General features: G+C 52.0%; 27 protein-coding genes. 7 read left to right on the forward strand and 20 right to left on the reverse strand.

What is annotated here, in order from left to right; translation table 11 throughout:
* Positions 1 to 53 precede the first annotated feature (53 nt).
* Both pagP and cspE read left to right on the forward strand, forming a co-directional pair.
* Positions 54 to 572, forward strand: a complete 519-nt coding sequence (gene pagP, locus CHU32_RS10450; RefSeq protein WP_425444888.1) for a lipid IV(A) palmitoyltransferase PagP — start codon at positions 54 to 56, stop codon at positions 570 to 572.
* A gap of 193 nt (positions 573 to 765) precedes the next feature.
* Complete coding sequence (gene cspE, locus CHU32_RS10455) at positions 766 to 975, forward strand: transcription antiterminator/RNA stability regulator CspE (protein ID WP_000034826.1); 210 nt, start codon at positions 766 to 768, stop codon at positions 973 to 975.
* Between the two features lie 61 nt (positions 976 to 1,036).
* On the opposite strand, the gene crcB is transcribed toward cspE, so the two are convergent.
* Positions 1,037 to 1,420, reverse strand: coding sequence for a fluoride efflux transporter CrcB (gene crcB, locus CHU32_RS10460; protein WP_103677423.1), 384 nt, complete (start codon positions 1,418 to 1,420; stop codon positions 1,037 to 1,039).
* 76 nt (positions 1,421 to 1,496) lie between these two features.
* Here crcB and CHU32_RS10465 point away from each other — a divergent pair, with 76 nt between their 5' ends.
* Together CHU32_RS10465 and tatE are read left to right on the forward strand one after the other, a co-directional pair.
* Positions 1,497 to 2,285: a deaminated glutathione amidase gene (locus CHU32_RS10465; RefSeq protein ID WP_103677424.1), complete on the forward strand. Its 789-nt coding sequence runs from the start codon at positions 1,497 to 1,499 to the stop codon at positions 2,283 to 2,285.
* Positions 2,286 to 2,412: 127 nt separating this feature from the next.
* Positions 2,413 to 2,616, forward strand: a complete 204-nt coding sequence (gene tatE, locus CHU32_RS10470) for a twin-arginine translocase subunit TatE (protein WP_103677425.1) — start codon at positions 2,413 to 2,415, stop codon at positions 2,614 to 2,616.
* A gap of 81 nt (positions 2,617 to 2,697) precedes the next feature.
* Here the strand turns inward: tatE and lipA are convergent, their stop codons facing one another.
* The 14 genes from lipA to leuS form a co-directional block, all read right to left on the reverse strand.
* A complete protein-coding gene (gene lipA / locus CHU32_RS10475) occupies positions 2,698 to 3,663 on the reverse strand; it encodes a lipoyl synthase (RefSeq protein ID WP_103677426.1) in 966 nt (321 codons plus the stop codon).
* 209 nt (positions 3,664 to 3,872) lie between these two features.
* Entirely contained in the window at positions 3,873 to 4,826 is a 954-nt protein-coding gene (locus CHU32_RS10480) for a YbeF family transcriptional regulator (protein WP_103677427.1), read from the reverse strand.
* Between the two features lie 300 nt (positions 4,827 to 5,126).
* Positions 5,127 to 5,768, reverse strand: a complete 642-nt coding sequence (gene lipB, locus CHU32_RS10485) for a lipoyl(octanoyl) transferase LipB (protein WP_103677428.1) — start codon at positions 5,766 to 5,768, stop codon at positions 5,127 to 5,129.
* Between the two features lie 93 nt (positions 5,769 to 5,861).
* Positions 5,862 to 6,125: a DUF493 family protein YbeD gene (ybeD, locus tag CHU32_RS10490; protein WP_103677429.1), complete on the reverse strand. Its 264-nt coding sequence runs from the start codon at positions 6,123 to 6,125 to the stop codon at positions 5,862 to 5,864.
* A 102-nt stretch (positions 6,126 to 6,227) separates the two neighbouring features.
* Positions 6,228 to 7,442, reverse strand: coding sequence for a D-alanyl-D-alanine carboxypeptidase DacA (gene dacA, locus CHU32_RS10495; RefSeq protein WP_103677516.1), 1,215 nt, complete (start codon positions 7,440 to 7,442; stop codon positions 6,228 to 6,230).
* 137 nt (positions 7,443 to 7,579) lie between these two features.
* A complete protein-coding gene (rlpA, locus tag CHU32_RS10500; RefSeq protein ID WP_103677430.1) occupies positions 7,580 to 8,725 on the reverse strand; it encodes an endolytic peptidoglycan transglycosylase RlpA in 1,146 nt (381 codons plus the stop codon).
* 10 nt (positions 8,726 to 8,735) lie between these two features.
* Complete coding sequence (gene mrdB, locus CHU32_RS10505) at positions 8,736 to 9,848, reverse strand: peptidoglycan glycosyltransferase MrdB (RefSeq protein WP_103677431.1); 1,113 nt, start codon at positions 9,846 to 9,848, stop codon at positions 8,736 to 8,738.
* A gap of 2 nt (positions 9,849 to 9,850) precedes the next feature.
* Positions 9,851 to 11,752: a peptidoglycan DD-transpeptidase MrdA gene (mrdA, locus tag CHU32_RS10510; protein WP_103677432.1), complete on the reverse strand. Its 1,902-nt coding sequence runs from the start codon at positions 11,750 to 11,752 to the stop codon at positions 9,851 to 9,853.
* Between the two features lie 27 nt (positions 11,753 to 11,779).
* Positions 11,780 to 12,247: a 23S rRNA (pseudouridine(1915)-N(3))-methyltransferase RlmH gene (gene rlmH / locus CHU32_RS10515; RefSeq protein ID WP_103677433.1), complete on the reverse strand. Its 468-nt coding sequence runs from the start codon at positions 12,245 to 12,247 to the stop codon at positions 11,780 to 11,782.
* A 3-nt stretch (positions 12,248 to 12,250) separates the two neighbouring features.
* Entirely contained in the window at positions 12,251 to 12,568 is a 318-nt protein-coding gene (rsfS, locus tag CHU32_RS10520) for a ribosome silencing factor (RefSeq protein ID WP_103677434.1), read from the reverse strand.
* Positions 12,569 to 12,822: 254 nt separating this feature from the next.
* Positions 12,823 to 13,464 carry a nicotinate-nucleotide adenylyltransferase gene (nadD, locus tag CHU32_RS10525; protein ID WP_103677435.1) on the reverse strand — a complete coding sequence of 214 codons (642 nt, stop codon included), beginning with the start codon at positions 13,462 to 13,464 and terminating at the stop codon, positions 12,823 to 12,825.
* Position 13,465: 1 nt separating this feature from the next.
* Positions 13,466 to 14,497, reverse strand: coding sequence for a DNA polymerase III subunit delta (holA, locus tag CHU32_RS10530; RefSeq protein WP_103677436.1), 1,032 nt, complete (start codon positions 14,495 to 14,497; stop codon positions 13,466 to 13,468).
* The gene (lptE, locus tag CHU32_RS10535) at positions 14,497 to 15,072 is read right to left on the reverse strand and encodes an LPS assembly lipoprotein LptE (RefSeq protein ID WP_103677437.1); all 576 of its coding nucleotides are present in this window, start codon (positions 15,070 to 15,072) and stop codon (positions 14,497 to 14,499) included. The genes holA and lptE overlap by 1 nt, the downstream gene beginning before the upstream one ends.
* A 14-nt stretch (positions 15,073 to 15,086) precedes the next feature.
* Complete coding sequence (gene leuS, locus CHU32_RS10540; RefSeq protein WP_103677438.1) at positions 15,087 to 17,669, reverse strand: leucine--tRNA ligase; 2,583 nt, start codon at positions 17,667 to 17,669, stop codon at positions 15,087 to 15,089.
* A 225-nt stretch (positions 17,670 to 17,894) separates the two neighbouring features.
* Between leuS and CHU32_RS10545 the strand changes: the two genes are divergently transcribed.
* From CHU32_RS10545 to CHU32_RS10555, 3 genes are all read left to right on the forward strand, one after another.
* Entirely contained in the window at positions 17,895 to 18,377 is a 483-nt protein-coding gene (locus tag CHU32_RS10545) for a zinc ribbon-containing protein (protein ID WP_103677517.1), read from the forward strand.
* A 107-nt stretch (positions 18,378 to 18,484) separates the two neighbouring features.
* On the forward strand, positions 18,485 to 19,441 hold the full coding sequence (locus tag CHU32_RS10550; protein ID WP_245880206.1) for a Cif family virulence factor: 957 nt from the start codon (positions 18,485 to 18,487) through the stop codon (positions 19,439 to 19,441).
* A 199-nt stretch (positions 19,442 to 19,640) separates the two neighbouring features.
* Positions 19,641 to 20,570, forward strand: a complete 930-nt coding sequence (locus CHU32_RS10555; RefSeq protein WP_103677439.1) for a hypothetical protein — start codon at positions 19,641 to 19,643, stop codon at positions 20,568 to 20,570.
* Positions 20,571 to 20,686: 116 nt separating this feature from the next.
* On the opposite strand, the gene CHU32_RS10560 is transcribed toward CHU32_RS10555, so the two are convergent.
* From CHU32_RS10560 to CHU32_RS10585, 5 genes are all read right to left on the reverse strand, one after another.
* Positions 20,687 to 21,412 carry an amino acid ABC transporter ATP-binding protein gene (locus CHU32_RS10560; protein ID WP_103677440.1) on the reverse strand — a complete coding sequence of 242 codons (726 nt, stop codon included), beginning with the start codon at positions 21,410 to 21,412 and terminating at the stop codon, positions 20,687 to 20,689.
* Positions 21,409 to 22,086, reverse strand: a complete 678-nt coding sequence (gltK, locus tag CHU32_RS10565) for a glutamate/aspartate ABC transporter permease GltK (RefSeq protein ID WP_103677441.1) — start codon at positions 22,084 to 22,086, stop codon at positions 21,409 to 21,411. The genes CHU32_RS10560 and gltK overlap by 4 nt, the downstream gene beginning before the upstream one ends.
* Positions 22,086 to 22,826, reverse strand: a complete 741-nt coding sequence (gene gltJ / locus CHU32_RS10570) for a glutamate/aspartate ABC transporter permease GltJ (RefSeq protein ID WP_103677442.1) — start codon at positions 22,824 to 22,826, stop codon at positions 22,086 to 22,088. Before gltJ ends, gltK begins: the two co-directional genes overlap by 1 nt.
* A gap of 163 nt (positions 22,827 to 22,989) precedes the next feature.
* Positions 22,990 to 23,898 carry an amino acid ABC transporter substrate-binding protein gene (locus tag CHU32_RS10575; protein WP_176691688.1) on the reverse strand — a complete coding sequence of 303 codons (909 nt, stop codon included), beginning with the start codon at positions 23,896 to 23,898 and terminating at the stop codon, positions 22,990 to 22,992.
* Positions 23,899 to 24,258: 360 nt separating this feature from the next.
* Positions 24,259 to 25,563, reverse strand: coding sequence for a PTS sugar transporter subunit IIC (locus CHU32_RS10585; protein WP_103677445.1), 1,305 nt, complete (start codon positions 25,561 to 25,563; stop codon positions 24,259 to 24,261).
* Positions 25,564 to 25,665 lie beyond the last annotated feature (102 nt).

The following is a 25,665-nucleotide window of genomic DNA, read 5'->3' on the forward strand; positions in this document are numbered from 1 at the left end:
TGATTATTAACGTGAAATATTTTAAAAATCTTGTTTTTATCCTGTTTTTTATCCTGCCGGTGGCTTCGGCAGCACCCATCGGCGCTATGATGCGCGATGGGTATAATATCCTCAGCGATAACGTTGCCACCACCTGGCAAGAGCCGCAGCATTACGATCTGTATATTCCGGCGATCACCTGGCATGCGCGTTTTGCCTATGACAAAGAGAAAACCGATCGTTATAACGAACGTCCCTGGGGGGCGGGGTTTGGCCAGTCACGCTGGGACGAGAAGGGCAACTGGCACGGCCTCTATTTTATGGCATTCAAAGATTCGAATAACAAGATTGAACCTATCGGCGGCTACGGCTGGGAGAAAACCTGGCGACCACTGACGGATGATAACTTCAGGCTGGGGTTGGGCTATACCGTGGGGGCGACGGCGCGCGATAACTGGTATTACATTCCCGTACCGGTGCTGCTGCCGCTGGCATCGGTCGGCTATGGCCCGGCGACCTTCCAGATGACGTATATTCCCGGCACCTACAATAACGGCAATGTCTACTTTGCGTGGCTGCGTTTTCAGTTTTAAGTTCGGTAAAAATTGTTAACCACGTGTGTAATCGTGTTACTGAGCGAAAAAGGGCGAATTATGTGATGCGCTTAAAAAAGTTAGCGCTTTTTATCACTTTTTCGCATGCCTGGACTGGACAAATGGCATCACAATTGTTGTACTGGTAGCCGACACAGCATTTGTGTCCTTTTTTCATGTAAAGGTAATTTTGATGTCTAAGATTAAAGGTAACGTTAAGTGGTTTAATGAGTCCAAAGGATTCGGTTTCATTACTCCTGAAGATGGTAGCAAAGATGTGTTCGTACACTTCTCCGCTATCCAGACCAATGGTTTCAAAACTCTGGCTGAAGGTCAGCGTGTAGAGTTCGAAATCACTAACGGTGCCAAAGGCCCTTCTGCTGCAAACGTAACTGCTCTGTAAGTTCAACGACAGCACGAATTCAAAACCCGCTCATGAGCGGGTTTTTTTCATTCTGCGAATCTCAGCGGCTTGCTACCGTGGAAAACAACCAGAAAGCCAGAGCAGTCATAGCAAAAGAACCCAGCAGGTTGACGGCTATGTTTACCAGCGCCCAGCTCAGGCGTCCTTCCTGAAGCAGAAAAACGACTTCGGCAGAAAACGTCGAAAAGGTCGTCAGGCCACCGCAAAAGCCAGTGGTAATAAGTAGTTTCCAGACCGGGTCAATATCCGTCAGACGATTAAACCATGCCAGCCCTGCACCTATAATGAACGCTCCCAGCAGGTTTGCTGTTAGCGTACCCAGTGGAATAGCATGATGCAGCGGGTTAAATTTCATTCCCAGCCACCAGCGCAGTACGCTGCCGGTGCCCCCGCCAATAAATACCGCTATCAGGACTTGTAACACGGTGATTACCTGCTATTTCATAATAAAGACGATAGTGTAACGTTAGCGTTGCGTTACCGGAATAACCGGAGTGTATATGATTATTGCCGCAGGACAATTTGCCGTTACGCCTCATCCTGAAACTAATGCGCGCGTGTGCGTGAATTTAATGGCGCAGGCAGCCGGGAAGGGCGCGGCGCTGCTGGTATTACCCGAGGCTCTGCTGGCACGGCATGATGACGATCCGGATTTGTCGGTGAAATCCGCACAGCCGCTGGACGGCACGTTTCTGGCCCTGCTGCGCGCTGAAAGTCGAAACAACACCATGACGACCGTTCTGACGTTGCACGTTCCCTCCGGGCCGGGCAGAGCCGTGAATACGCTGGTCGCACTGCGAGGCGGGGACATTGTGGCCCGCTACGCCAAACTGCATCTTTACGATGCTTTTAGCATTCAGGAGTCGCGCAGGGTGGACGCAGGCAGCATTATACCGTCACTCATTGAGGTGGCGGGGATGAGGGTCGGGCTAATGACCTGCTACGACCTGCGCTTTCCTGAGCTGGCTATCGCCCATGCCTTACAGGGAGCGGAGATCCTGGTCCTGCCAGCCGCCTGGGTACGTGGCCCGCTGAAGGAACATCACTGGGCAACGTTATTGGCCGCGAGAGCGCTGGATACAACCTGTTATATCGTGGCGGCCGGTGAGTGCGGTAACAAAAACATCGGCCAGAGTCGAATCATCAGCCCCTCCGGCATGACACTCGCGGGGGCCGACGATACTCCTCAGCTCATCATGGCGGAGGCAGACCCGGCTGCGCTGCAACAGTTTCGCGAAAAACTTCCGGTATTACGCAACCGTAAATTTGCGCCGCCGCAACTATTGTGACGTTTTTTTAAACAATGCTTGATTCACCTTGTTACAGATTGCTATTGTGTCTGCGCTGCAAATGTCCGTTAATAGACTCTGGTTTTTGTGGCGTATTATGCAGCCTGTTTTTTTGAAGAAGGTATCTATGGGTGAGATAAGTATTACCAAACTGCTGGTCGTGGCAGCACTGATTATTCTGGTGTTTGGTACGAAGAAACTACGTACGCTGGGCGGCGACCTGGGCACGGCAATCAAGGGCTTCAAGAAAGCCATGAATGACGACGATGCTGCTGCGAAGAAAAGCGCGGAAAGTGATATTCCGGCAGAACGGATCACGCATAAAGAGTAACGGCAACGCGAAGACTTGCAAAAAAACCGGCACATCAGATGGCCGGTTTTTTTATGGCAAATGTAAGCGGTTGTATCTCGCTTATTTCACTTCAATCCCTTTCGCCTGCAGATCAGCGTGGTAGGACGAACGAACAAACGGACCACAGGCGGCATGGGTAAAGCCCATTGCCAGCGCTTCGGCTTTCATCTCATCAAATTCATCGGGGCTCACATAACGCTGCACCGGCAGGTGATGACGGCTGGGCTGCAGATATTGACCCAGCGTCAGCATAGTGACCCCGTGGCGACGTAAATCGCGCATGACCTCAATAATTTCGGCATTGGTTTCACCAAGACCAACCATCAGGCCGGATTTAGTCGGGATTTCCGGGTGCGCTTCTTTAAAACGCTCCAGCAGCTTCAGTGACCAGTTGTAATCCGCGCCGGGACGTACCTGGCGATACACGCGCGGCACGTTTTCCAGATTATGGTTGAACACATCCGGCGGCGTGGCGTTGAGGATCTCCAGCGCACGATCCATACGGCCACGGAAATCCGGAACCAGCGTTTCGATACGAATAGAGGGGCTTTTTTCACGGATAGCCGTAATGCAATCGGCAAAGTGTTGAGCACCACCATCGCGCAAATCATCACGATCCACCGAGGTGATCACCACATAACGCAGCGCCATATCGGCAATCGTCTGCGCCAGTTTCTGCGGTTCACCCGCATCCGGCGTGACCGGACGACCGTGAGCCACGTCGCAGAATGGACAACGACGGGTACAGATTGCACCGAGGATCATAAAGGTGGCGGTACCGTGGTTGAAACATTCCGCCAGGTTAGGGCAGGAGGCCTCTTCGCAGACGGAATGTAAACCGTTTTTGCGCATTGCCGCTTTGATACCCTGGATGCGGGAGGAGTCAGCCGGAAGCTTAATTTTCATCCATTCCGGTTTTCTCAACATCTCCGTGCGCTCGGTAGCGACGTTTTTAACCGGGATAAGGGCCATTTTATCGGCGTCGCGGTACTTAACGCCGCGTTCCATCACAATGGGTTTACTCATAGCATGCGTGTTCCAGTTGCGGATAACGGGGGAAAGCGTTTCTATTCAATGAAATGTCGTATTTATCAACTATTTTTGAATGAACTCCACGCAGTATACCATTGATGAAGGGAGGAAAGCAGCCTGCCAGGACAGCTATTTGTGAAATAGTTGTTGTTTTTGTTCACATGCCCTGGCGAAACTTGACGATGTTTTTTAACCAAGAAAGATCAGAATGCCTGACGAATCACTTTAATCACGTTCTGCAAAACAGGATCGCGCAGGCTCAGTTTATTGTAGTGTAATGAAAAATCAATGAGCTCCTCATTTAGCGGCGGGTAATCCAGCGTACAGAGTGGCCAGCAGGAAGCGAATAGCGCATGAATACGCGCCGGCATCAGACCAATAAGGTCGCTGTCAGCAAGCAGTGCCGCGATAGTGAACAAATTATAACTGCTAAAACTGACTTGCCGGTCCGGAAAGAGTTCAAAAATGCGTTTACGCAGGTCGCTGTGACTCTGACCATCTACCATCAGCAGTGTATGCTCGTATTGCCGTAGCGTATCGGCATTCAATGGCTGCGCCAGCGCCGGATGCCCCTTGCGGCAGACTAAAACCAGTTTGTCAGTGTAAAGCACATGGTGAGCCAGAGCGCGGGCAGTGATCACGTAGCTGTCGATAACCAGGTCTGCCTGAAACTGACTGAGTTTATTGATGGCGTCGGTCACCGGAATGTTGCGCAGTAGCAACTGAGGAAATTCGTCCCGCACCGCTTTATAAATGGTCGGCATGACCAGCGCGCCTACAGAAGAGGAGGTGGCTATGGTAATGGTGCGCTGTTTATCATAGCTGCCGGTTAAATCGAGTGCCCCCAGAATCGACTCCATGCCCTGACTAATATACTCATGAAGATGGCTGGCATAAGCGGTCGGCGTGACGCCCTGACCTTTACGAATAAAAAGCGGGTCGGGAAATATCGCTCTCAGCTTCTGAATCGACTGGCTAATAGCCGAAGGCGTCAGGTTCAGAATTTTGGCTGCGTTAACAATCCCTTTATGCACATAAACTGCCTCAAAAATAGTCAATAAATTGAGGTCAATATTGCGGAGCGTGCGAAAAATTTGCGGGTTATCGTCCTCACGCAATGGTTTTATTCGTTTTTCTGGCAGATCGTTGTAATCCACGCTTAGGCTCCATTTTTCATCCACAATATGAATGATAGTTGATGCAAATTTTTTGTTATTATCGTCTCAATTATCGCGAGGGAGAATGATCTTTATCTTAATTATTAAAAAGTTACCTTCGTTTCAGTACGACACATCTTCCCCGCGTAAAAAAATCGCCGCGCTCTTCTCTTTGCCAACTCATTCATAATTAAAGCAAAACAAGCGAAATGAAAATATAGAAAGTTCAGGAGGTTGTAAAGAAAAAAGGGGATAAAGCGGGGGCGGACGCCAAATTAACGCCCCGCCGCGCTTAACCAGTTAAGTAGGAATATATTCATGCTGCGGATTGTTTAGCAGCGCTAAAAAATGGCTGACTAATACGGGCGAAATAGAATCAGTGCTGGCATCCTTCACCCACTCACACATTTGCGTCATTTCCATCCCGGCGTAGCCACAAGGGTTTATGCGTAAAAAAGGCGAGAGATCCATGGCAATATTCAGCGCGAGGCCATGAAATGAACAGCCTTTACGTATGCGCAGACCGAGCGAGCAAATCTTTTTCTCGCCAACGTACACCCCTGGCGCATCGGCGCGGGCATGGGCCTCAATGGCAAATTGCGCCAGCGTATTAACCACCGTTTGCTCAAGTAACGTCACCAGTTCGCGCACACCTGTCTTGCGGCGCTTCAGGTTGAGCAGAACGTACATGATTTGTTGCCCTGGCCCGTGATAGGTCACCTGGCCGCCTCTGTCGCTCTGGATCACCGGAATATCACCGGGCACCAGCAGATGTTCAGCTTTACCAGCCTGACCCTGGGTAAAAACCGGAAAATGTTCAACCAGCCAGATCTCATCCGGCGTGTTTTCATCACGGGTATCGGTAAACTCGTGCATCGCCCGGGAGACAGCTTCATAAGGCTGTAAACCGAGGCGGCGAATAAGGATGGTGTCCTGAGACAAAACGGGATCTCCGGGAAAAGCAGTGTCGGGATGCCGGGGATTATATCATAGCGAGGAATGAGTTACCCGACGGACGTCGGGTAACTGAATGACTTACAGCACCATTCTAACAATGTCGATATTGCCCAGTTCTTCGTACAGCGTTTCGACCTGCTCAATATGAGTGGCGGTAATGGTGATGGATACCGAGTGGTAATTGCCTTTGCTGCTCGGTTTTATCTGCGGAGAGTAGTCACCAGGCGCATGGCGCTGTACCACTTCGACCACCTGATCAACCAGCTCCGGTTTCGCCAGGCCCATCACCTTGTAGGTAAAAGGCGTTGGGAATTCCAGCAGTTCGTTCAGTTTGGTTTTCATGTCAGCTCCGGCGTTACAAAAAAGAATAACTCCCACCGTAATGGGAGTTATCAGGATGAATAGTATATGGGGATGCAATCCCGATTTTCAATAGGCTAAATATTAACCAAACCAGTGATGGAACATTAGCTTGATGTAATCAATGATTTTACCGAAGAAATTGCCTTCCGGGATCTCCTGAAGCACCACCAGCGGACGCTGTTCAATGATCTTACCGTCCAGCTGGAAATTGATGGTGCCGACAACCTGATTCTTTTGCATTGGTGCATGCAGTTCAGGCGTCGTTAACACATAGCTGGCTTTCAGATCTTTCATCCGCCCGCGGGGAATGGTCAGATACACGTCTTTATCAACGCCGAGAGAGGCGCGATCGCTGTCGCCAAACCAGGCCGGTTCTGAGGCAAACTCTTTACCGGCTTTCAGCGGGTTAACCGTTTCAAAGAAGCGGAAGCCCCAGGTCAGCAGTTTTTTGCTTTCCGTTTCGCGACCTTTAAAGGTCCGGCCGCCCATCACGGCAGAAATTAAACGCATCTGACCTTCGGTAGCCGAGGCGACGAGGTTATAGCCCGCTTTATCAGTATGGCCGGTTTTAATGCCGTCAACGTTCAGGCTATTATCCCACAGCAGGCCATTACGGTTAGTCTGGCGAATGCCGTTGAAGGTGAATTCTTTTTCTTTATAGATGCTGTATTCATTCGGTACGTCACGAATCAGCGCCTGGCCGATCAGTGCCATATCACGCGCGGAGCTGTACTGCCCGTCGGCATCCAGGCCATGAACGGTCTGGAAGTGGGTATTTTTCAGACCCAGCGCTCCAACATAGCTGTTCATCAGACCGACAAAAGCGTCCTGACTACCCGCGGCAAAATCGGCCATGGCCACGCAGGCATCGTTACCTGACTGTAGGTTGATCCCACGGATAAGCTGTGAAACCGGCACCTGCATACCGGGTTTCAGGAACATCAGGGAAGACCCTTTAAATACCGGGTTTCCAGTCGCCCACGCGTCATTATTGATGGTGACCAGATCGCTCTCTTTGAACTTACCGGCTTTCATCGCCTGTCCAATAACGTAGCTGGTCATCATTTTGGTCAGACTTGCCGGATCGCGGCGGGCATCTGCGTTTTGTTCTGCCAGGACCTTACCGGAGTTGTAATCGATCAGGATGTAGGATTCAGCGTCAATCTGCGGAACACCCGGGATCATGGTTTTAATATTCAGATCTTCAGCATGCGCGGCAGAGGTGAGCGTGGCAATGGACAGAACTGAGGTGAGCGCCAGGCGCTGCACGGAACGAACGGAAAAAGTGGTCTTCATGGTCAGAAAAACGACATCCGTGATGGAGTTAAAAAAGTGCCCTACTATAGCAAAAGCTATACGGACCGGCATCTGACATTGCGCATGACTTTGTTAATGTCATTTACATAAGCTGACAAAGTCAGATGCCACTGAAATTAATTCGCGCCAGCGATAAACGACTGAAGCTGTGCTTCATTCTGCAAACGCTGCTGTAGGGCGCTGGCCTCGGCCTTACTACTAAAGGGGCCAAGTTGAATACGCCATACGGCACCGTTTTGCACCACCCGACCCGGCACGGAAAACTGCTGGCCCAGACGCTGCTGATACTGCTGTGCACGGCCCTGATCGCTGACTGCGCCTACCTGCACGACATAATTGCCGTTGGCAGCAGCGGATGGCGCAGCGGCCGCTGGAGCCGGTGTGGCTGGTGTTGCGACATTACCAGGCGCGCTAACCGGTGCCGTCTGCGTGGCAGGGGCGGCGGCTGGCGGGGCGCTGACCGGCTGAGCCGCCGGTTCGCTGCTCTCCAGCACGCCGGAACTTAGAGTGGTTGGCGCGCCGATGAAGCCGCTACTTTTTACCGGCGCACCGGCAGCACCGTCTTCCGGCTGCAAGGTATCGTTACTGATAGCGCGCACATCGCCGTCTGACGGCTGCATAGCCTGCGGCGCACCAGAGGCGCTGCCCATGCCACCACTAAGATCGGGGCGATCGGGAAGGGCGTAGGTTTGTTTCGCCACGGTAGTACAGGCCATGCCTGGACCCGAAAGCGAACCATCCTGGGCGACGATGATCGGATCGATGCGCACTTTGGTATTATTTGAGGTATTCAGGCGGTCGGCCGCTGCGCGAGAAAGCGAAATGACCCGATCGTTACCATAGGGGCCACGATCGTTAATACGCACTACGATCATCCGGCCATTGGCCATATTAGTAATGCGCGCATAGCTGGGCACAGGAAGCGTCGGGTGCGCCGCCGTGAGCTGCATGGGGTCAAATTCTTCCCCCGAGGCGGTCAGATTACTGCCCGGTTCGGCGTCATAAATGGCGGCCAGACCCACCTGGCTAAAGCGTGAGGGATCCTGAACGATTTGGTATTTTTTGCCGTCGCGTTCATAGTCCTGATTGACCGTGGCGTTCAGCGGTTCATAGCGCGGATCGGCCCCGCTAATCTCTGTTGTCGGCCCATTACAGACCGCTGGCTGCGGCGCAGCGACATTTTGCTGCTGCTGATTACTTGTATCCGTACAGGCCGCCAGTAGTCCTGCTGCTATGCAGATCCCAAGCCATTGCTTACGCATTGCGCACCCCTTAAACGCTTTTTGACAACATTTTTCTGTGAGTATGGATCGACATAACGATACCAAACCCGGCCATGAGTACAATCAGGGCAGACCCCCCATAGCTCACCAGCGGCAGCGGAACGCCTACTACCGGTAAGATACCACTCACCATACCAATATTTACAAACACATATACGAATAAAATCAGCATCAGCCCACCGGCCATAACCCGGCCAAAAGTGGTTTGCGCCCGTGCGGCAATCCACAGCCCACGCATGATCAGCAGGACATAGAGCGCCAGCAGGACCAGGAAACCCACCAGGCCCAGCTCTTCGGCCAGCACCGCAAAGATAAAGTCGGTGTGACGCTCGGGCAGAAACTCAAGCTGGGACTGAGTACCGTGCAGCCAGCCTTTCCCGCGCAGCCCGCCGGAGCCGATAGCAATTTTCGACTGTATAATATGATAGCCTGCGCCGAGTGGATCGGTTTCCGGATCGAGCAGCATCATTACGCGCTGGCGCTGATAATCATGCATCAGGAAGAACCACAGGATCGGGATAAATGCCGCAATCAGCAGCACGGCAATGCCAATCAGCCGCCAGCTTAAACCGGACAGGAACAACACAAACAGGCCGGAGAGGGCAATAAGAATGGAGGTTCCGAGATCGGGCTGCGCCGCCACCAGTAAGGTGGGCATAAAAATAAGCACCAGCGCGATAGCGGTGTTCTTCAGCGACGGCGGACACACATCGCGGTTGATAAAGCGGGCTACCATCAGCGGTACGGCGATTTTGGCGATTTCCGACGGCTGAAAACGCACTACGCCTAAATCCAGCCAGCGCTGTGCCCCTTTAGAAATCGCGCCGAAAGCATCGACCGCGACCAGTAAAATAACGCAAAAGATATAGAGATAAGGTGCCCAGCCTTCGTAAACGCGGGGCGGGATCTGCGCCATCACCACCATCATTACCAGACCCATGGCGATCTGGCCGATTTTTCGCTCCATCATGCCGATGTCCTGACCGCTGGCGCTCCAGATAACGAGTGAGCTGTAAACCAGTAGGGCCAGGATGATTAGCATCATTGCCGGATCGATATGGATTTTATCCCAGAAGGACTTTTTATTTGGATTGTCGGTCATGATTACTGGTCCTCCGCCGCCGCTGACGCCGGGTTTTCTGCTGGCAGATCGGTGTTATTATCACCAAGCATAATATGGTCGAGGATCTGGCGCATAATCGTCCCGACAGCCGGGCCTGCGCCACCGTTTTCAAGGATCATCGCCACCGCCACACGGGGATTATCATACGGTGCGAAGGCTGTCATGAGCTTGTGGTCACGCAGGCGCTCCGCAATTTTGTGCGCGTTATAGGTTTCATTTGCCTTCAGGCCGAAGACCTGTGCAGTCCCGGATTTTGCTGCCACCTTATAAGGCGCGCCCATAAAGTATTTGTGGCCGGTGCCGTTAGGCCGGTTGGCAACACCGTACATGCCGTCTTTAGCAATTTCCCAATAGCCGGAATGAATATCGCCTACCGGCGGTTGTTGTGGCTGGACCCACGGAACCTGCTTACCGTTCTCCATCGTGCTCATCAGAAAGTGGGGCACTTTCACTACGCCGTCATTAATCAGGATCATCATGGCTTTGTTCATCTGGATTGGTGTCGCCGTCCAGTAACCCTGACCGATACCGACCGGAATGGTGTCACCCTGATACCACGGTTTTTTGAAACGCTTCATTTTCCATTCGCGGGTGGGCATATTCCCCGAGCGTTCTTCCGCGAGATCGATACCGGTGTAATGGCCATAACCAAATTTGCCCATCCATTCTGACAGACGATCGATGCCCATGTCATAGGCCACCTGATAGAAGAAGGTATCCGCCGATTCTTCCAGCGATTTAGTGACGTTCAGGCGGCCGTGGCCCCATTTTTTCCAGTCACGATAGCGTTTCTCCGAGCCGGGTAACTGCCACCAGCCGGGGTCGAAAAGCGAGGTATTACGCGTAATGACGCCCGCGCTTAGCGCTGATACCGCCACATACGGTTTTACCGTTGAGGCTGGAGGGTAAACCCCTTGCGTGGCGCGGTTCACCAGCGGCGTATTAGGATCGTTGAGCAGCGAGGTGTAGTCTTTGCTGGAAATGCCGTCAACAAACAGGTTCGGGTTGTAGCTTGGCGTGGAAACCAGCGCCAGAATATCGCCGTTGCGTGGATCGGTCACCACCACCGCTGCGCGGCTGCCCGCCAGCAGGGTTTCGATGTAGCTTTGTAGTTTAAGGTCAATGGTCAGATAGATATCATGCCCGGCCTGCGGCGACACTTCTTTAAGCTGGCGGATCACACGGCCACGGTTGTTAACCTCAACCTCTTCATAGCCGGTCTGGCCGTGCAGCACGTCTTCATAGTAACGCTCAATGCCGAGCTTGCCGATATCGTGCGTGGCGGCGTAGTTCGCCAGTTTGTCTTCTTTATCCAGCCGTTCAACGTCTTTATCGTTAATTTTCGACACGTAGCCAATAACATGCGTCAGCGCGGAGCCGTAGGGATAGTAGCGACGTTTATAGCCTTTTACCTCTACACCCGGGAAGCGATACTGATTGACCGCGAAACGCGCAACCTGAACTTCCGTCAGGTTAGTTTTCACCGGAATAGAGGTAAAACGATGCGAGCGGCTGCGCTCTTTTTTAAAGTTAGCGATATCTTCATCGTTCAGATCGACCACCTCGCGCAACGCATCCAGCGTCTGCTGCACGTTGTCGACTTTTTCCGGCATCATCTCAATCTGATAAATGGTGCGGTTCAGCGCCAGCGGGGTGCCGTTGCGATCGTAAATAATGCCGCGGCTGGGCGCGATAGGCACCAGCTTAATGCGGTTTTCGTTGGAACGAGTCTGATAATCGGTAAACCGATTAATTTGTAGATTATAGAGATTGGCAACCAGCACGCCGGAAAGCAGCAAAATCCCCGTAAAGGCGACCAGCGCCCGGCGCACAAACAGCGCGGACTCAGCCGAATAGTCGCGAAAAGAATTCTGTAATTTCATTCGCTGCTTAGTCTACCCTTATCATCATTACTCGCGGTGGTAGGGGTGGTTGGTGGTAATGCTCCACGCCCGATAAAGGCTCTCAGCGACCAGTACCCGAACCAGGGGATGGGGCAGGGTCAGTGCAGAGAGGGACCAGCTCTGTTCCGCCGCCGCTTTACAGGCGGGAGACAGACCTTCCGGCCCGCCGATCAACAGGCTGACGTCGCGACCATCCTGCTTCCAGCGTTCAAGCTCCACGGCTAACTGTGGCGTATCCCAGGGCTTGCCGGGAATATCAAGCGTCACGATGCGATTTTTGCCCGCCGCCGCCAGCATCAGCTCGCCCTCTTTATCGAGGATACGCTTGATATCAGCATTTTTGCCGCGTTTACCGGCGGGGATCTCCACCAGTTCAAACGGCATATCTTTCGGGAAGCGGCGAAGATATTCTGTAAATCCGGCCTGCACCCAGTCCGGCATTTTGGTGCCGACGGCTACCAGTTGCAGCTTCACCCATTAACCCCAGAGTTTTTCCAGTTCATACAGGCGACGGCTCTCTTCCTGCATCACGTGGACAATCACATCGCCCAGATCAACCACAATCCAGTCGGCGGAGTTTTCGCCTTCGACACCCAGCGGCAGCATGCCAGCCGCGCGCGATTCCTGCACCACGTGGTCGGCGATCGACATCACGTGACGGCTGGAGGTGCCGGTACAAATAATCATGCAATCCGTAATACTGGATTTACCCTGAACATCCAGTGAAAGGATGTCCTGACCTTTAAGGTCGTCAATTTTATCGATGACAAAATCCTGAAGTGCTTTACCCTGCAAGAGTTCCCCCTGGGGTTGAAATAGTAAACAATAATAAACAGCCTGCCAGTATACCTGAAACGCAGACATAATCGGGACAAATGTCGCCGGGCAGACTTTTGAAAGTGGGCTATCATCCCACCCCTTGCACGGGAATGCATCGCCATTTTTGTAAAACAATTTTCAGGCGGGCGTGAGGGCAGGAAAAGTCTGGCGCGGAGAATAGCAGTCTGCGGTAGTGTGTCAATGGGCAGGTTGCTGAGAACACAGAAAAATTACTGGTACAGGCCCTGCTGCTGGATATACTCCTCCACCGCAAACGGCAGGAGATCGTGGCAGGATTGCTGACGCGCCAGCCGTTCACGGATCTGGGTGGAAGAAATGTCATACCACGGCGTTTCTGCCAGATAGATTTTTCCGCCAGGGAGACTATGCAGCGCTTCAGGATCGTGGGTCAGGTGGCGCTCAAGCCATGCCTGACGATCGGGGTCAGGCAGGGTGGAGGGATAGCCAGGACGTCGGCAGACCAGCACATGGGCGTAGTCGAGGATGGTTTCGTAGCGATGCCAGGTATGAAAGGTCAACAAAGAATCCTGACCAATAATAAATGCCAGCGGTTTATCTGCGCCTTGCTCCTCGCGCCATTCCTGCAAGGTTTGCGACGTCCATGAGGGCGTATCACGGCGCAGTTCCCGCTCATCAAGGCCAAACAGCGGTTTATCGGCAATCGCCAGTTCGAGCATTTTTTTGCGTTGCGCGCTGCTGGCAACAGGCTGCGGGCGATGCGGCGGAACATTATTAGGCATCAAAATGGTACGATCCAGCCCCACCAGATTAGCCAGCGTTTCCACCGGTTTTAGATGCCCGTAATGGACAGGATCGAACGTGCCGCCAAATAAGGCCTGTAATCGGGTCATATCACTCGTCAATGAAAACGTCTGCCAGGGCTTTATGACAGAGTAGCAGAGAAAGGCTTTCCAGGTGGGTCCACACCGACTGGTTATAGTCTTGCTTAAGCGTTAACTCGGCACGGCTTAACAAAGTAACGGCCTGGCGCAGTTGGCTCTCGCTAAGGCGGTTAAGCGCCTCGCCGACCATCGCGCGGCGGTTTTGCCAGACGCGATACTTATCAAACAGTGAACGCAGCGGCGTATGCGCCATCTGCCGTTTGAGGTTGACCAGCATCAGCAGTTCCCGTTGCAGCGTTCGCAAAAGGATCGCCGGTTCGCTGCCTTCAAGCTGAAGCTGATGCAAAATATGCAGCGCGCGTTTACTTTTGCCCGCCAGTAGCGCATCAACCCAGTGAAAAGGGGTAAAATGTGCGGCATCATTCACCGCCTGCTCAACCCGGGGCAGGGTGAGTTTTCCGTCCGGCCACAGCAATGCAAGCCGCTCCAGCGCCTGCGCCAGCGCCAGTAAATTGCCTTCATAGCAGTAACACAGTAGCTGGCTGGCCGCATCGTCTATCTGCACATTATTCTGTTTAGCGCGCGCAGCAAGCCAGCGCGGTAGCTGGGCCTGCTCCGGCGTCTGACAGGTTACCATGACCGAACGGTTTGCCAGCGCCGCAATCCACGGGGCATTCTCCTGAGCTTTGGTGAGTTTGTTCCCGCGTACAACCAGCAGCAGATCGTCGTGTAACAGGCTGATCAGGGTAGATAACGGCTCATTAAACGGTGCACCAGGACCATTTTCCGGCAGCAGCAGCGTCAGAGTCTGACGGCTGGCAAACAGGCTCATGGCCTGGCAGAGTGAATAAAGGGCGTTCCAGTCAGTGCTGGCGTCCAGGGTGAAGGTATGATGTTCTTCAAATCCTTGCGCCACAGCGGCCTGGCGCACGGCGTCCTGGCTTTCCTGCAGCAGCAGCGGATCGTTTCCAAGCAGCAGATACGCCGCGCGCAGCCCTTCAGAGAGCTGCGCGCGGAGTTGTTCAGGGTACAACCGAATCATCAGTTGCTCAGCGTGGTGCTGACGCGGCCTGACGCCGGGGCGGCAGACGTAGCAGAAGCCTCATTCTCCTGCTCATCGGCCGCCTTGACGCTTGGCAGCTTACGAATCAGCTGTTCAGCGGCTTTATCGTACATTTCATTGATAATCATGCTCTGCTCGGCATCTTTCGCCAGCGCGCGCTGTGGGTTGTCAAAGAATGAACGATAAACCCGGGTGTTGATAGGATAAATATCATGGCCCGGGATCAGCACCGAAGCACTAACCTCCATTACCATCTGATACTCTGCCGTTTGACCGTTCTGGAATACCGACGCGGTATCCTGTGAAACAGACGCCGCTCCCAGACGCAGAGACGGTATATCTTTCCGCGTTGTTTCTTTTTGCTCCACAACTTCAATACCGTTCAGGCGTAATTGATTACGTACCGCACGGCTTAGCGGACCGTTCGGATCGCCTGAGTCCAGGATCATCGTTTTCATCGTGGTGGGGACCTGCGTCGTACTACGCAGGTGCCAGCCACAACCGGCGGTAACAAGTACCGCCAAAGATAACAACAGAGTAACCAGATGTCGCACGCTTCCTCCCGCGTTTAACCCACAACCAAATTGAGCAGTTTACCCGGCACGTAAATCACTTTACGCACGGTGACGCCGTCAAGGTATTTTGCGACCAGATGTTCCTGACCCGCACGTTCACGAACCTGTTCTTCGGTAGCATCTACCGCAACAGTAATTTTACCGCGGACTTTGCCGTTCACCTGCACGACAACCAGGGTGCTGTTTTCAACCATGGCTTTTTCATCAGCCACCGGCCACGGCGCGTTATCAATGTCGCCTTCGCCTTTCAGCTCCTGCCACAGGGTAAAGCACATATGCGGGGTGAATGGGTTAAGCATACGCACCACCGCCAGCAGCGCTTCCTGCATCAGGGCGCGATCCTGGTCATCTTCCAGCGGGGCTTTCGCCAGCTTGTTCATCAGCTCCATAATTGCCGCAATGGCGGTATTGAAGGTCTGACGACGGCCGATATCATCCGTCACTTTGGCGATAGTTTTATGTACGTCACGGCGCAGCGTCTGTTGATCGTCGCTCAGTGCATCAACGTTCAACGCGGCAGCCTCACCTTTTGCAGTGTGTTCGTACACCAGACGCCAGACGCGTTTCAGGAAGCGGTTCGCGCCTTCTACGCCGGATTCTTGCCATTCCAGGGTCATATCTGCCGGTGAGGCAAACATCATAAACAGGCGCACGGTATCTGCGCCGTAGCGCTCAACCATTTCCTGTGGGTCAATGCCGTTGTTTTTCGACTTCGACATTTTGCTCATGCCGGTATACACCAGCTCATGACCCGCCGCATCTTTGGCTTTCACAATGCGGCCTTTCTCGTCACGCTCAACAATGGCGTCTTTCGGCGATACCCAGTTGCGCTCGCCGTTTTCGCCGGTGTAGTAGAACGCATCAGCCAGCACCATGCCCTGACACAGCAGCTGCTTCGCGGGCTCGTCAGAGTTGACCATACCCGCGTCGCGCATCAGCTTGTGGAAGAAGCGGAAGTAAAGCAGGTGCATAATGGCGTGTTCAATACCGCCGATGTAAATGTCTACTGGCAGCCAGTAGTTGGCGGCTTCCGGGTCCAGCATGCCGTCGTTGTACTGCGGGCAGGTATAACGCGCGTAATACCAGGAAGACTCCATAAAGGTGTCGAAGGTGTCGGTTTCACGCAGCGCGGGCTGGCCGTTGATGGTGGTCTTCGCCCACTCAGGGTCGGCTTTGATTGGGCTGGTGATACCGTCCATGACGACGTCTTCCGGCAGGATCACCGGCAGTTGATCTTCCGGCGTCGGCAGTACGGTGCCGTCTTCCAGCGTGACCATCGGGATCGGCGCGCCCCAGTAGCGCTGACGCGATACACCCCAGTCGCGCAGGCGATAGTTGATTTTACGCACGCCAACGCCTTTAGCGGCCAGCTTGTCAGCAATCGCGTTAAACGCATCTTCAAACGGCAGGCCGTCAAATTCACCGGAGTTAAACAACACGCCTTTATCGGTCAGCGCCTGCTCAGACAGATCTGGCTCAGTTCCGTCAGCGGCCAGGATCACCGGTTTGATGGTCAAACCGTATTTAGTGGCAAATTCGTAGTCACGCTGATCGTGGCCCGGCACGGCCATCACGGCACCGGTACCGTATTCCATCAGCACGAAGTTTGCTGCCCAGACCGGGATTTCCTCGCCGGTTAACGGGTGAACGGCTTTATAACCGGTATCGACGCCTTTTTTCTCCATCGTCGCCATATCGGCTTCGGCAACTTTAGTGTTGCGGCATTCGTCGATAAACGCAGCCAGTTGCGGGTTGTTCGCCGCCGCTTTTTGCGCCAGCGGATGACCTGCTGCCACGGCAAGGTAGGTAGCCCCCATAAAGGTGTCCGGGCGAGTAGTGTAAACGGTCAGCGTGTTGTCATCGCCAGTCACGTCGAAGGTGATTTCTACACCTTCAGAACGACCGATCCAGTTACGCTGCATGGTTTTCACGGTATCCGGCCACTGATCCATATGATCCAGATCGTTAAGCAGCTCGTCAGCGTAGGCGGTGATTTTAATAAACCACTGCGGGATCTCTTTACGCTCGACTTTGGTGTCACAGCGCCAGCAGCAGCCGTCAATCACCTGTTCGTTTGCCAGCACCGTCTGGTCGTTCGGGCACCAGTTCACCGCTGAGGTTTTTTTGTATACCAGGCCTTTTTTATACAGCTCGGTAAAGAATTTCTGCTCCCAGCGGTAATATTCCGGGGTGCAAGTCGCAATTTCACGACTCCAGTCATAGCCAAAACCCAGCGTTTTCAACTGGTTTTTCATGTACGCGATATTTTCGTAGGTCCACGGTGCAGGCGCAGTATTGTTTTTCACCGCCGCGCCTTCGGCTGGCAGACCGAAGGCGTCCCAGCCAATCGGCTGAAGCACATTTTTACCCAGCATGCGCTGGTAACGGGAGATCACATCACCAATGGTGTAGTTACGCACGTGGCCCATATGTAGTCGGCCAGAAGGATAGGGAAGCATCGACAGGCAGTAATACTTCTCTTTACTTGCGTCTTCGGTCACTTCAAATGTGCGCTTCTCTTCCCAGTGAAGCTGTACGTTGGATTCTATCTCTTCCGGGCGATATTGCTCTTGCATGGCAGCCAGTGGTCCTGTTTTGCTAATAGCTACAACGGTAGCCGTTTGATGTGATAATTCAGATCCGCATAGCATAGCCCAAACGCCCGCGCCAAAACAGCCTTTCACACATCAGCAGGGCGCAAAAAGCTTGCACGAATTTACACACTCTGTGGGAAGCGCAACAAAGCGATACGTAAATAACGTCTATTATTATAGGTAGTTAACGGCCCAGGAGACGAAATGATGAACAAGGTTGCTCAATTTTATCGCGAGCTGGTGGCGACATTAACGGAACGGCTGCGCAACGGCGACCGTGATATTGATGCGCTGGTCGAGCAGGCGCGCTTGCGGGTGACGCAAACCGGGGAGTTAACGCGAACCGAAATCGAGGAGTTGACCCGTGCGGTGCGTCGCGACCTGGAAGAGTTTGCGATGAGCTATGAGGAAAGCCAGAACGAGGTCACTGACAGCGTTTTCCTGCGCGTAATTAAGGAAAGTGTCTGGCAGCAACTGGCGGATATCACCGACAAAACGCAGCTCGAATGGCGCGAGGTTTTCCAGGATCTTAACCACCACGGGGTATATCACAGCGGTGAGGTCGTAGGGCTGGGTAATCTGGTGTGTGAGAAGTGCCATTATCATCTGGCGGTCTATACCCCGGATGTTTTGCCGCTGTGTCCGAAATGCGGACACGATCAGTTTCAGCGACGGCCGTTTGAGCCGTAAAACCTGCATGACGCCGGCGCAGGATGCCCTTTATACTGTGCTGGCGCGTTAGCACCCTCAGGGATGATTGACTGCGCTGATAATCGAATTGCCAGGGACTGAACACGATGAACAACGCTTTTCTACGCCTTAACCGCAGCATCGCGGCGATGCTGCTATGCCTGGGGGCATGCTCTGCTCACGCCAATCTCACGTTAACCTCCTCTGATGAGCAACAAATTAATACGCTGGTGGATAGCTGGGACCATGCACTTAACCGGGGGGATAGTGCCCGCTTACTGCCACTGTACGCTGAACAGGTTGAATGGTTTGGCCAGACGCTATCTTCGCAGCAGGTCATTGCCAACCATCAGGCCTTTTTGGCGAAAAACAAGGAATATGGTCAGCGCATTGTCAGTACGCTGAATATTCAGCCGGCAGAAGGGAGTGACGATCGCGTGATGGTGCGCTTTGTGAAATCTGCCGGGCTGGAGGCATTCAAGGAAAAAAACTATCCGGCAGAGCTACAGTTGAAAAAAGTCGCCGCAGGCTGGCGGATTGTCAGCGAAACGGATGCCATCACCCGGTCTAATCAACATAAAGACGTTTATGCTGGGGTGATTAAAGGCAAATTTGACGGTAAACAGGTGAGTTACGCCTGGATGAGTGAGGCCGATCCGCGTACTGGCAGCGCGTGTACAGAAGAAACCGATTGTGACTGTACGTTGTGGAACAGCGATCCTGACATCCTGCCGATCAAGATCCCCCAGTGCCTGGTGGGGCGTATGGAAGTACTCTCCGGGCTGGATGATAGCGGCCGCGATCGGGTGGTTGCCTTTCCTGAATGGTGGACCAGCGCCATGCGCGTGGTATATGTCTATGATATTCAGCAGAAGCAGTGGATTAAGGCCATGCCATCCTTTTCTATGAATATTAATTTACAGGAAACCGATACGGCGGCGGATCTGATAAAACGCGATCCGCAACAGCCGGGGATGGTCAACGTCAAGCAGTCAACGTTTGACGAGGTGGCTGAAGAAGCGACGACAGAAGTCGTCAGTCAAACCTTATTGACGTTGAAATAAATAGCCGTTCATTTCGACCTCACAATATATCTGCGAGAGTAACGCGTGGTTACGCTGGTTTAAATGGCACCTAAGTAAAATTCACTCTGGCGTAAGCCGGAGTCTGGCCCTATATAAAGGTAGTTTTCAGAAGCTTATGTGTCGATTATAGTGAAAATGATTATGCCATTATTTTGGTTCTGAAAAATAAGGATTAATTTTGAGCAAAAAATTTTACACTGGGTTCTTGCTATTTTATCTGGTGGCAGCCGTTATTTTTGGGGTTGGCATCATTTTATCTTTACTGGGGGTGAGCAATCCCTGGTTTGAAAGCTATAACCATTATTATACTATTGCAGTAAATACCGGTGCCTCCCTGGTGATGGTTGTTGTTGGTGGGTTGATAGGATGGGCCTTTTGGGATGATGAAATAATAAAATACAGAGTTTCTGAGGTGTGTGGGATCATAGGTATTATACTATTCCTGTTATCGGCAGGGCTGTTAATGATTTGGCCCGTGTTCGTTTGGTTTTTTATGATTGCAGGATTGCTATGCTCCTACTCTGTTATAGCGTATGTTTTTAATATGATTAACGACAGAATCAGAGTGAGCAATTGGGAAAGAGCTGTGATCGGTGCTGTCTTTACTTTTGTTTTTCTTTATTTTATAGGATATAAAAGTAATGTTCGCATTAATAAGGTTTTTGCGGTTGATCCCAAACACTTTCCCTTTACTAAAACGTTGGCAGGGATCGTTGAATTATCACCCTATATGGCTATTGCCAGTTTGCTTATGCTCTTTTGTTTTCTGTTCGCGTTGCGCCCTAAGAAGGAAAGTAATAGTGAAGTGCCTCAAGTGAGCTTAAATCAAGAACCAGGTGAAAATAATTCAGGGAAAAACCTTTTCTTCATTTATAATGGTGTGTTTGCGTCCATCGGTATGTTTGTTTTTAGTTTAGCTCTAATCCATGCTGGGGATGCATTTATTAAAAACGCAGCATCCGTGCTGGATTTTAACAGTGAATCCATTTGTCGTAATATAAGTGAAAAGACAGGCATAATCTATCTTGACAATAAGTATGAGCTTATTCTCGTCGATCAACCTGTGGAGAAGCAGCATATTTATAAAGTACAGAAATGCGTTTTATAGTGAAGGTAGAGTGGGGCGTAGCGCTGCAATTAGGTACGTTTGATGATGCGCGCTACCGTCAATATAAAACGATGGCAGCCTGAAGAATGGCGCACACGATAGTGCGCGCCACATCATCAATGCAGGATTTTCGCCAGGAAGTCCTTCGCCCGATCGGATGTCGGATTAGCAAAAAATGCTTCTTTCGCCGAATCCTCAACAATTTTCCCTTCATCCATAAAAATCACCCGGTGTGCGACTTTGCGTGCGAAGCCCATCTCATGCGTCACCACCATCATGGTCATCCCTTCGTTCGCCAGTTCGACCATGACGTCCAGCACTTCGTTGATCATCTCCGGATCGAGAGCGGAAGTGGGTTCGTCAAACAGCATCGCTACCGGGTCCATGCACAGCGCGCGGGCAATCGCCACGCGCTGTTGCTGGCCACCGGAAAGCTGTGCCGGAAACTTATTGGCATGCGCGGACAATCCGACGCGCTCCAGCAGTTTCAACCCTTTCTCACGCGCAGCTGCTTTGTTGCGCTTCAGCACTTTGACCTGCGCCAGCGTCAGGTTTTCAATAATCGACAGATGCGGGAAAAGCTCGAAATGCTGAAATACCATCCCCACATGCGAACGCAGTTCGGCAAGGTTGGTTTTTTTATCGTTAACTTTGGTGCCGTTAACCACAATATCGCCTTTTTGCACCGGCTCAAGCCCATTAACGGTCTTGATCAGGGTCGATTTACCGGAACCGGAAGGGCCACATACGACGACCACTTCGCCTTTTTTTACTTCGGTTGAGCAATCGGTCAGCACCTGAAAGTGACCATACCATTTAGAAACGTTTTTCAGGGAAATCATGATACTGTCCTTTTCTTCAAGTAACTAACCAACAACGACGCACTCAGGCTAATAACGAAATATACCGCACCGGCAAAGAGGATCATCTCAACCTGCGTGCCGTCACGCTCGCCAATGGTAGACGCAGTACGGAAAAAGTCGGCGAGGCTTAGTACGTAAACCAGCGAGGTATCCTGAAACAGTACAATGCCCTGGGTAAGTAGCAACGGCACCATCGCGCGAAAAGCCTGCGGCAGAATGATGAGTTTCATCGACTGCCAGTGGGTCATCCCCAGCGCCAGCGCGGCGCTCGACTGGCCGCGGGAAATACTTTGAATACCCGCGCGAATAATTTCCGAGTAATAGGCCGCTTCAAACATGGAGAACGCCACCATCGCCGAGATAAGGCGAATATCGGTTTTTGGCGACAGTCCCAGCACGTTTTGCAGGAAGCCGGGAACAATCAGGTAAAACCACAGCAGCACCATCACCAGCGGAATGGAGCGGAACACGTTGACATAGGCTTTGGCAAACCAGGCTACCGGCGTAAAGCTCGACAGCCGCATGACGGCAAGAAGGGTTCCCCAGACAATACCAATTACCACCGCCGTTACGGTAATTTTCAGCGTTACTACCAGCCCGGCCAGCAGATACGGCAGGGAAGGGACAACAGAACTCCAGTCAAATTCGTACATTATTTGCCTCCCATATTGCCAGGCAGGCGAATTTTACGTTCTACCAGCGTCATCACCAGCATGATAACGGCGTTGATCAGTACGTAGGCAAGGGTGATGGCGGTGAAGGATTCCCAGGCGTGTGCGGAGTAATCCAGTAATTTTCCTGCCTGTGCCGCCATATCAACCAGACCGATGGTGGAGGCAATGGCCGAGTTTTTCACCAGATTCATCATCTCCGAGGTCATTGGCGGAACGATTACCCGGTAGGCATTGGGCAACAGCACATAGCGATAGGCTTGCGGCAGGGTCAGGCCCATTGCCAGCGCCGCGTTCTTTTGCCCGCGCGGCAGCGACTGAATCGCGGCGCGCACCTGCTCGCAAACGCGCGCGGCAGTAAATAGGCCAAGACAAATCATTGAGGAAAGGAAGAACTGGATATTCGGGTCCAGCTCAGCTTTAAACCACATGCCGAGATCTTCAGGCAATAACTCTGGCACCACCAGATACCAGGTAAAAAACTGCACAATCAGCGGAACGTTACGGAACAGCTCGACATACAGCGTCCCGATGCCGGATAAAAAACGGTTGGGCACGGTGCGCAAAATGCCAAACAGGGAGCCTACCAAAAACGCGATAATCCAGGCGGTAATCGACAACGCGACGGTGACCTGGAAGCCGTTCCACAGCCAGCCCAGATAAGTTGTGTTGCCGAAGGGGGCCTGCTGTAAAAAAATACCCCAGTTCCAGTCTATGGACATACATCTACTCCAGAAAAAAAAGGGTAGCAGCGCTACCCCCGAAGATTATTGAACAGCGTACTGCGGTTTTCGCGTCGGGTGGGGAACGACCCCCCGGCGTATAGTCTGTCCGTACTGTTCAGCAATCGTGAGGGCAGGAAAACCCGCCCCTGGTTCTTTTTAATTAATTCAGAGCCTTATCATTCGGTTCTTTGAACAGCGCTTTCATCTCATCTGACAGTTCAAAGTTCATATTCAGGTTTTTCGGTGGGATCGGGTTTTTGAACCACTTATCAAACCATTTTTCCGCTTCGCCCGAGGTTTGCGCCTGGGCGATGGTGTCATCCATCAGCTTTTTAAACTGCGCATCGTCTTTACGCAGCATACAGCCATAGGCTTCCTGAGACTGCGGCTTGCCAACAATCTCCCAGTTATCTGGTTTTTTGGCTTTCGCGCGTTCACCTGCCAGCAGGGCATCATCCATCATAAAGGCGACGGCACGACCGCTTTCCAGGGTACGGAAGGAGTCACCGTGGTCTTTAGCGCTGATAATGCGCATATCCATTTTTTGTTCATCATTAAGCTTATGCAGCAACACTTCCGACGTGGTGCCGGACGTCACGACCACCGCTTTACCTTTCAGATCCGGGAAGTCTTTAACGTTGCCGCCTTTTTTCGCCAGCAGGCGGGTGCCGACCACAAAAATGGTGTCGGAGAACGCCGCCTGTTTCTGACGCTCAAGGTTGTTAGTGGTAGAACCACACTCGAAATCAAAGGTGCCGTTTTGCAGCAGCGGAATACGGTTCTGGGAAGTAATGGGGATAAGCTTCACTTGCAAATCCGGTTTGTTGAGCTTTTTCTTCACCGCTTCAACGATGGCGTTAGAGTAGTCCTGCGAGTAGCCGACCACTTTTTGCTGATTATCGTAGTAGGAGAACGGCACGGAGGATTCACGGTGACCGACAACGATGACGCCGTTTTTGGCGATTTTATCCAGCGTGCTGCCCGCCGCCGGTGCGGCATCTTCTGCATGAACCACACCCGCTGAAACGCCCATTACCAGCATTGCCGTGGCCAGTTTACGTAATTGCATATCCAACTCCTTTTTATCGTCAGCGCCGGAGACGCCGTTGATACCCATTGTGAGTGTTGTGTTGTTATGTTCTGCGACTTAAGCGTGCAGTGTTATGGCTATTTGTTAACATTTAGTCTGGCTTAATGTAAAGATTTTGCTGCGTTATTGTTTATTTTTGCGAAGTGCCCCGCACCATTTAGAGGCAAAAATAGGGCTTTGCACTTTCAGGGTGCTACCGATGCGCCACTGTGGTGCGACCGGGTTGCGCTTTATACGTATTTCGCAGCCTGCAATAAATAATAAGCAAAGGGTGTGCCAGGATGGGGGAATGAAAGAGGGACAGCGATCTCATTCCCCGCCATGACCTTTAAGAAGAGACTAGTGGGCCACAACTTGCGATCCTTCAAGACGTTCTTTTTCCACAAGCTGTTTTTCATACACTTTGAAGAAGGGATACCAAATGCCGAAATCCAGCACCATCAGAAAGATAACGCAAAGCGCTGCCCGATAGTCCCAGGCACTCGAGATAAGGGCCCCAAGCGGTGCGGGCGTGGTCCAGGGGGACATGACAACCATCATTGAAATGACGTGCGTTTGCATCAGGACCCAGGCAATGATGGCATTCAGGACAGGAACGATCATCAGCGGCAAAAATAAAACCGGATTCATGACCACGGGCGAACCGAAAAGCACCGGTTCATTGATGTTAAAGAGCGAGGGAACAATACTCAGTCGTCCCATGGTTTTCAGATGTACCGAGCGGCTTCTGAGATACATTATGCATAACACCAGCGTTGAGCCTGAGCCACCCAGGCACACAAAAAACGACCAGTATGGCACGCTTAAAATCTGTGTCGGTTCGCTACCCTGCACAATCGGTGCCGCATTCGTCGCAATATTGGCCATGCATAACGGATTAATGAGGCCTGTCACAATACTGTCACCGTGAATGCCCGAAAACCAAAGAAGATTAGACAGCAAGATGGCAATAATAATAGCCGGGAGTGAATCGCTGACGGAAATAATCGGTTGGAAAATATACATAACTGCTTCAGGAAGCAAAATGTGAAACTCTCCCTGAATAATTAAACTGACCGGATAGACAGTGATAAAGATCCCTGCGACGGGTAAAAGTAATTCGAATGAGCGGGCTATTGCCGGTGGAACTTGTTCCGGCATTTTTACAGTAATATGATATTTTTTTAATAGCCGTATGAGTTCCACGGACCAGATGGCGCAAATCAAGGCGGTAAAAACCCCTTCACCACCGAGAAAATCCAGCGACATTTTGCCCTCTATTTGCGGTGAGGCAGCGACCAGGAATGCCATCAACGAGAGCAATCCAGCAGTCAAACCGTCCGACTGATAAGATTGCGCCAGACTATATGCGGTGGCGATAGCAACAAACACACTCATCAGGCCCATGCTCATATAATAGGGCTGGGTAATAAGCGTAAAATGCGCTTTCGCAAAATGTAGCCATGCCAGCCCAGGCGCAAACGTTGTATTTTCTTCAAAAGGCGGGTTTGCGACGATGAGTAAAATACTCCCGACAATAATAAAAGGCATAGCGGCAATAAATCCATCGCGGATGGCTAATATATGGCGTTGCGAACCAACCCGCCCCGCCAGCGGGGCGATATGGTTTTCAACTATTCTCAACATTGATGTATAAAAGCTCATAAATTTCCTCCATGAATTAAACAGACCGTCTGAATTATTATTGAAGGGTTAACTGTTCAACGGCACTGGAATAATTAAAGAGTACGTTATTGGGCAGAAAAA

The organism is Superficieibacter electus (assembly GCF_002915575.1).
In the GTDB taxonomy this organism is placed as follows: Bacteria; Pseudomonadota; Gammaproteobacteria; order Enterobacterales; family Enterobacteriaceae; genus Superficieibacter; species Superficieibacter electus.

Coding starts and splice junctions, on each gene's coding strand:
- tatE (WP_103677425.1), top strand. CDS start 2,413: ATGGGTGAGATAAGTATTACCAAACTGCTGGTCGTGGCAGCACTGATT.
- CHU32_RS10575 (WP_176691688.1), bottom strand. CDS start 23,898: ATGCAATTACGTAAACTGGCCACGGCAATGCTGGTAATGGGCGTTTCA.
- CHU32_RS10545 (WP_103677517.1), top strand. CDS start 17,895: ATGAACAAGGTTGCTCAATTTTATCGCGAGCTGGTGGCGACATTAACG.
- dacA (WP_103677516.1), bottom strand. CDS start 7,442: ATGAAGACCACTTTTTCCGTTCGTTCCGTGCAGCGCCTGGCGCTCACC.
- gltJ (WP_103677442.1), bottom strand. CDS start 22,826: ATGTCCATAGACTGGAACTGGGGTATTTTTTTACAGCAGGCCCCCTTC.
- lipA (WP_103677426.1), bottom strand. CDS start 3,663: ATGAGTAAACCCATTGTGATGGAACGCGGCGTTAAGTACCGCGACGCC.
- holA (WP_103677436.1), bottom strand. CDS start 14,497: ATGATTCGGTTGTACCCTGAACAACTCCGCGCGCAGCTCTCTGAAGGG.
- mrdA (WP_103677432.1), bottom strand. CDS start 11,752: ATGAAATTACAGAATTCTTTTCGCGACTATTCGGCTGAGTCCGCGCTG.
- rlpA (WP_103677430.1), bottom strand. CDS start 8,725: ATGCGTAAGCAATGGCTTGGGATCTGCATAGCAGCAGGACTACTGGCG.
- mrdB (WP_103677431.1), bottom strand. CDS start 9,848: ATGACCGACAATCCAAATAAAAAGTCCTTCTGGGATAAAATCCATATC.
- ybeD (WP_103677429.1), bottom strand. CDS start 6,125: ATGAAAACCAAACTGAACGAACTGCTGGAATTCCCAACGCCTTTTACC.
- nadD (WP_103677435.1), bottom strand. CDS start 13,464: ATGACCCGATTACAGGCCTTATTTGGCGGCACGTTCGATCCTGTCCAT.
- CHU32_RS10550 (WP_245880206.1), top strand. CDS start 18,485: ATGAACAACGCTTTTCTACGCCTTAACCGCAGCATCGCGGCGATGCTG.
- gltK (WP_103677441.1), bottom strand. CDS start 22,086: ATGTACGAATTTGACTGGAGTTCTGTTGTCCCTTCCCTGCCGTATCTG.
- cspE (WP_000034826.1), top strand. CDS start 766: ATGTCTAAGATTAAAGGTAACGTTAAGTGGTTTAATGAGTCCAAAGGA.
- CHU32_RS10465 (WP_103677424.1), top strand. CDS start 1,497: ATGATTATTGCCGCAGGACAATTTGCCGTTACGCCTCATCCTGAAACT.
- CHU32_RS10585 (WP_103677445.1), bottom strand. CDS start 25,563: ATGAGCTTTTATACATCAATGTTGAGAATAGTTGAAAACCATATCGCC.
- leuS (WP_103677438.1), bottom strand. CDS start 17,669: ATGCAAGAGCAATATCGCCCGGAAGAGATAGAATCCAACGTACAGCTT.
- CHU32_RS10560 (WP_103677440.1), bottom strand. CDS start 21,412: ATGATTTCCCTGAAAAACGTTTCTAAATGGTATGGTCACTTTCAGGTG.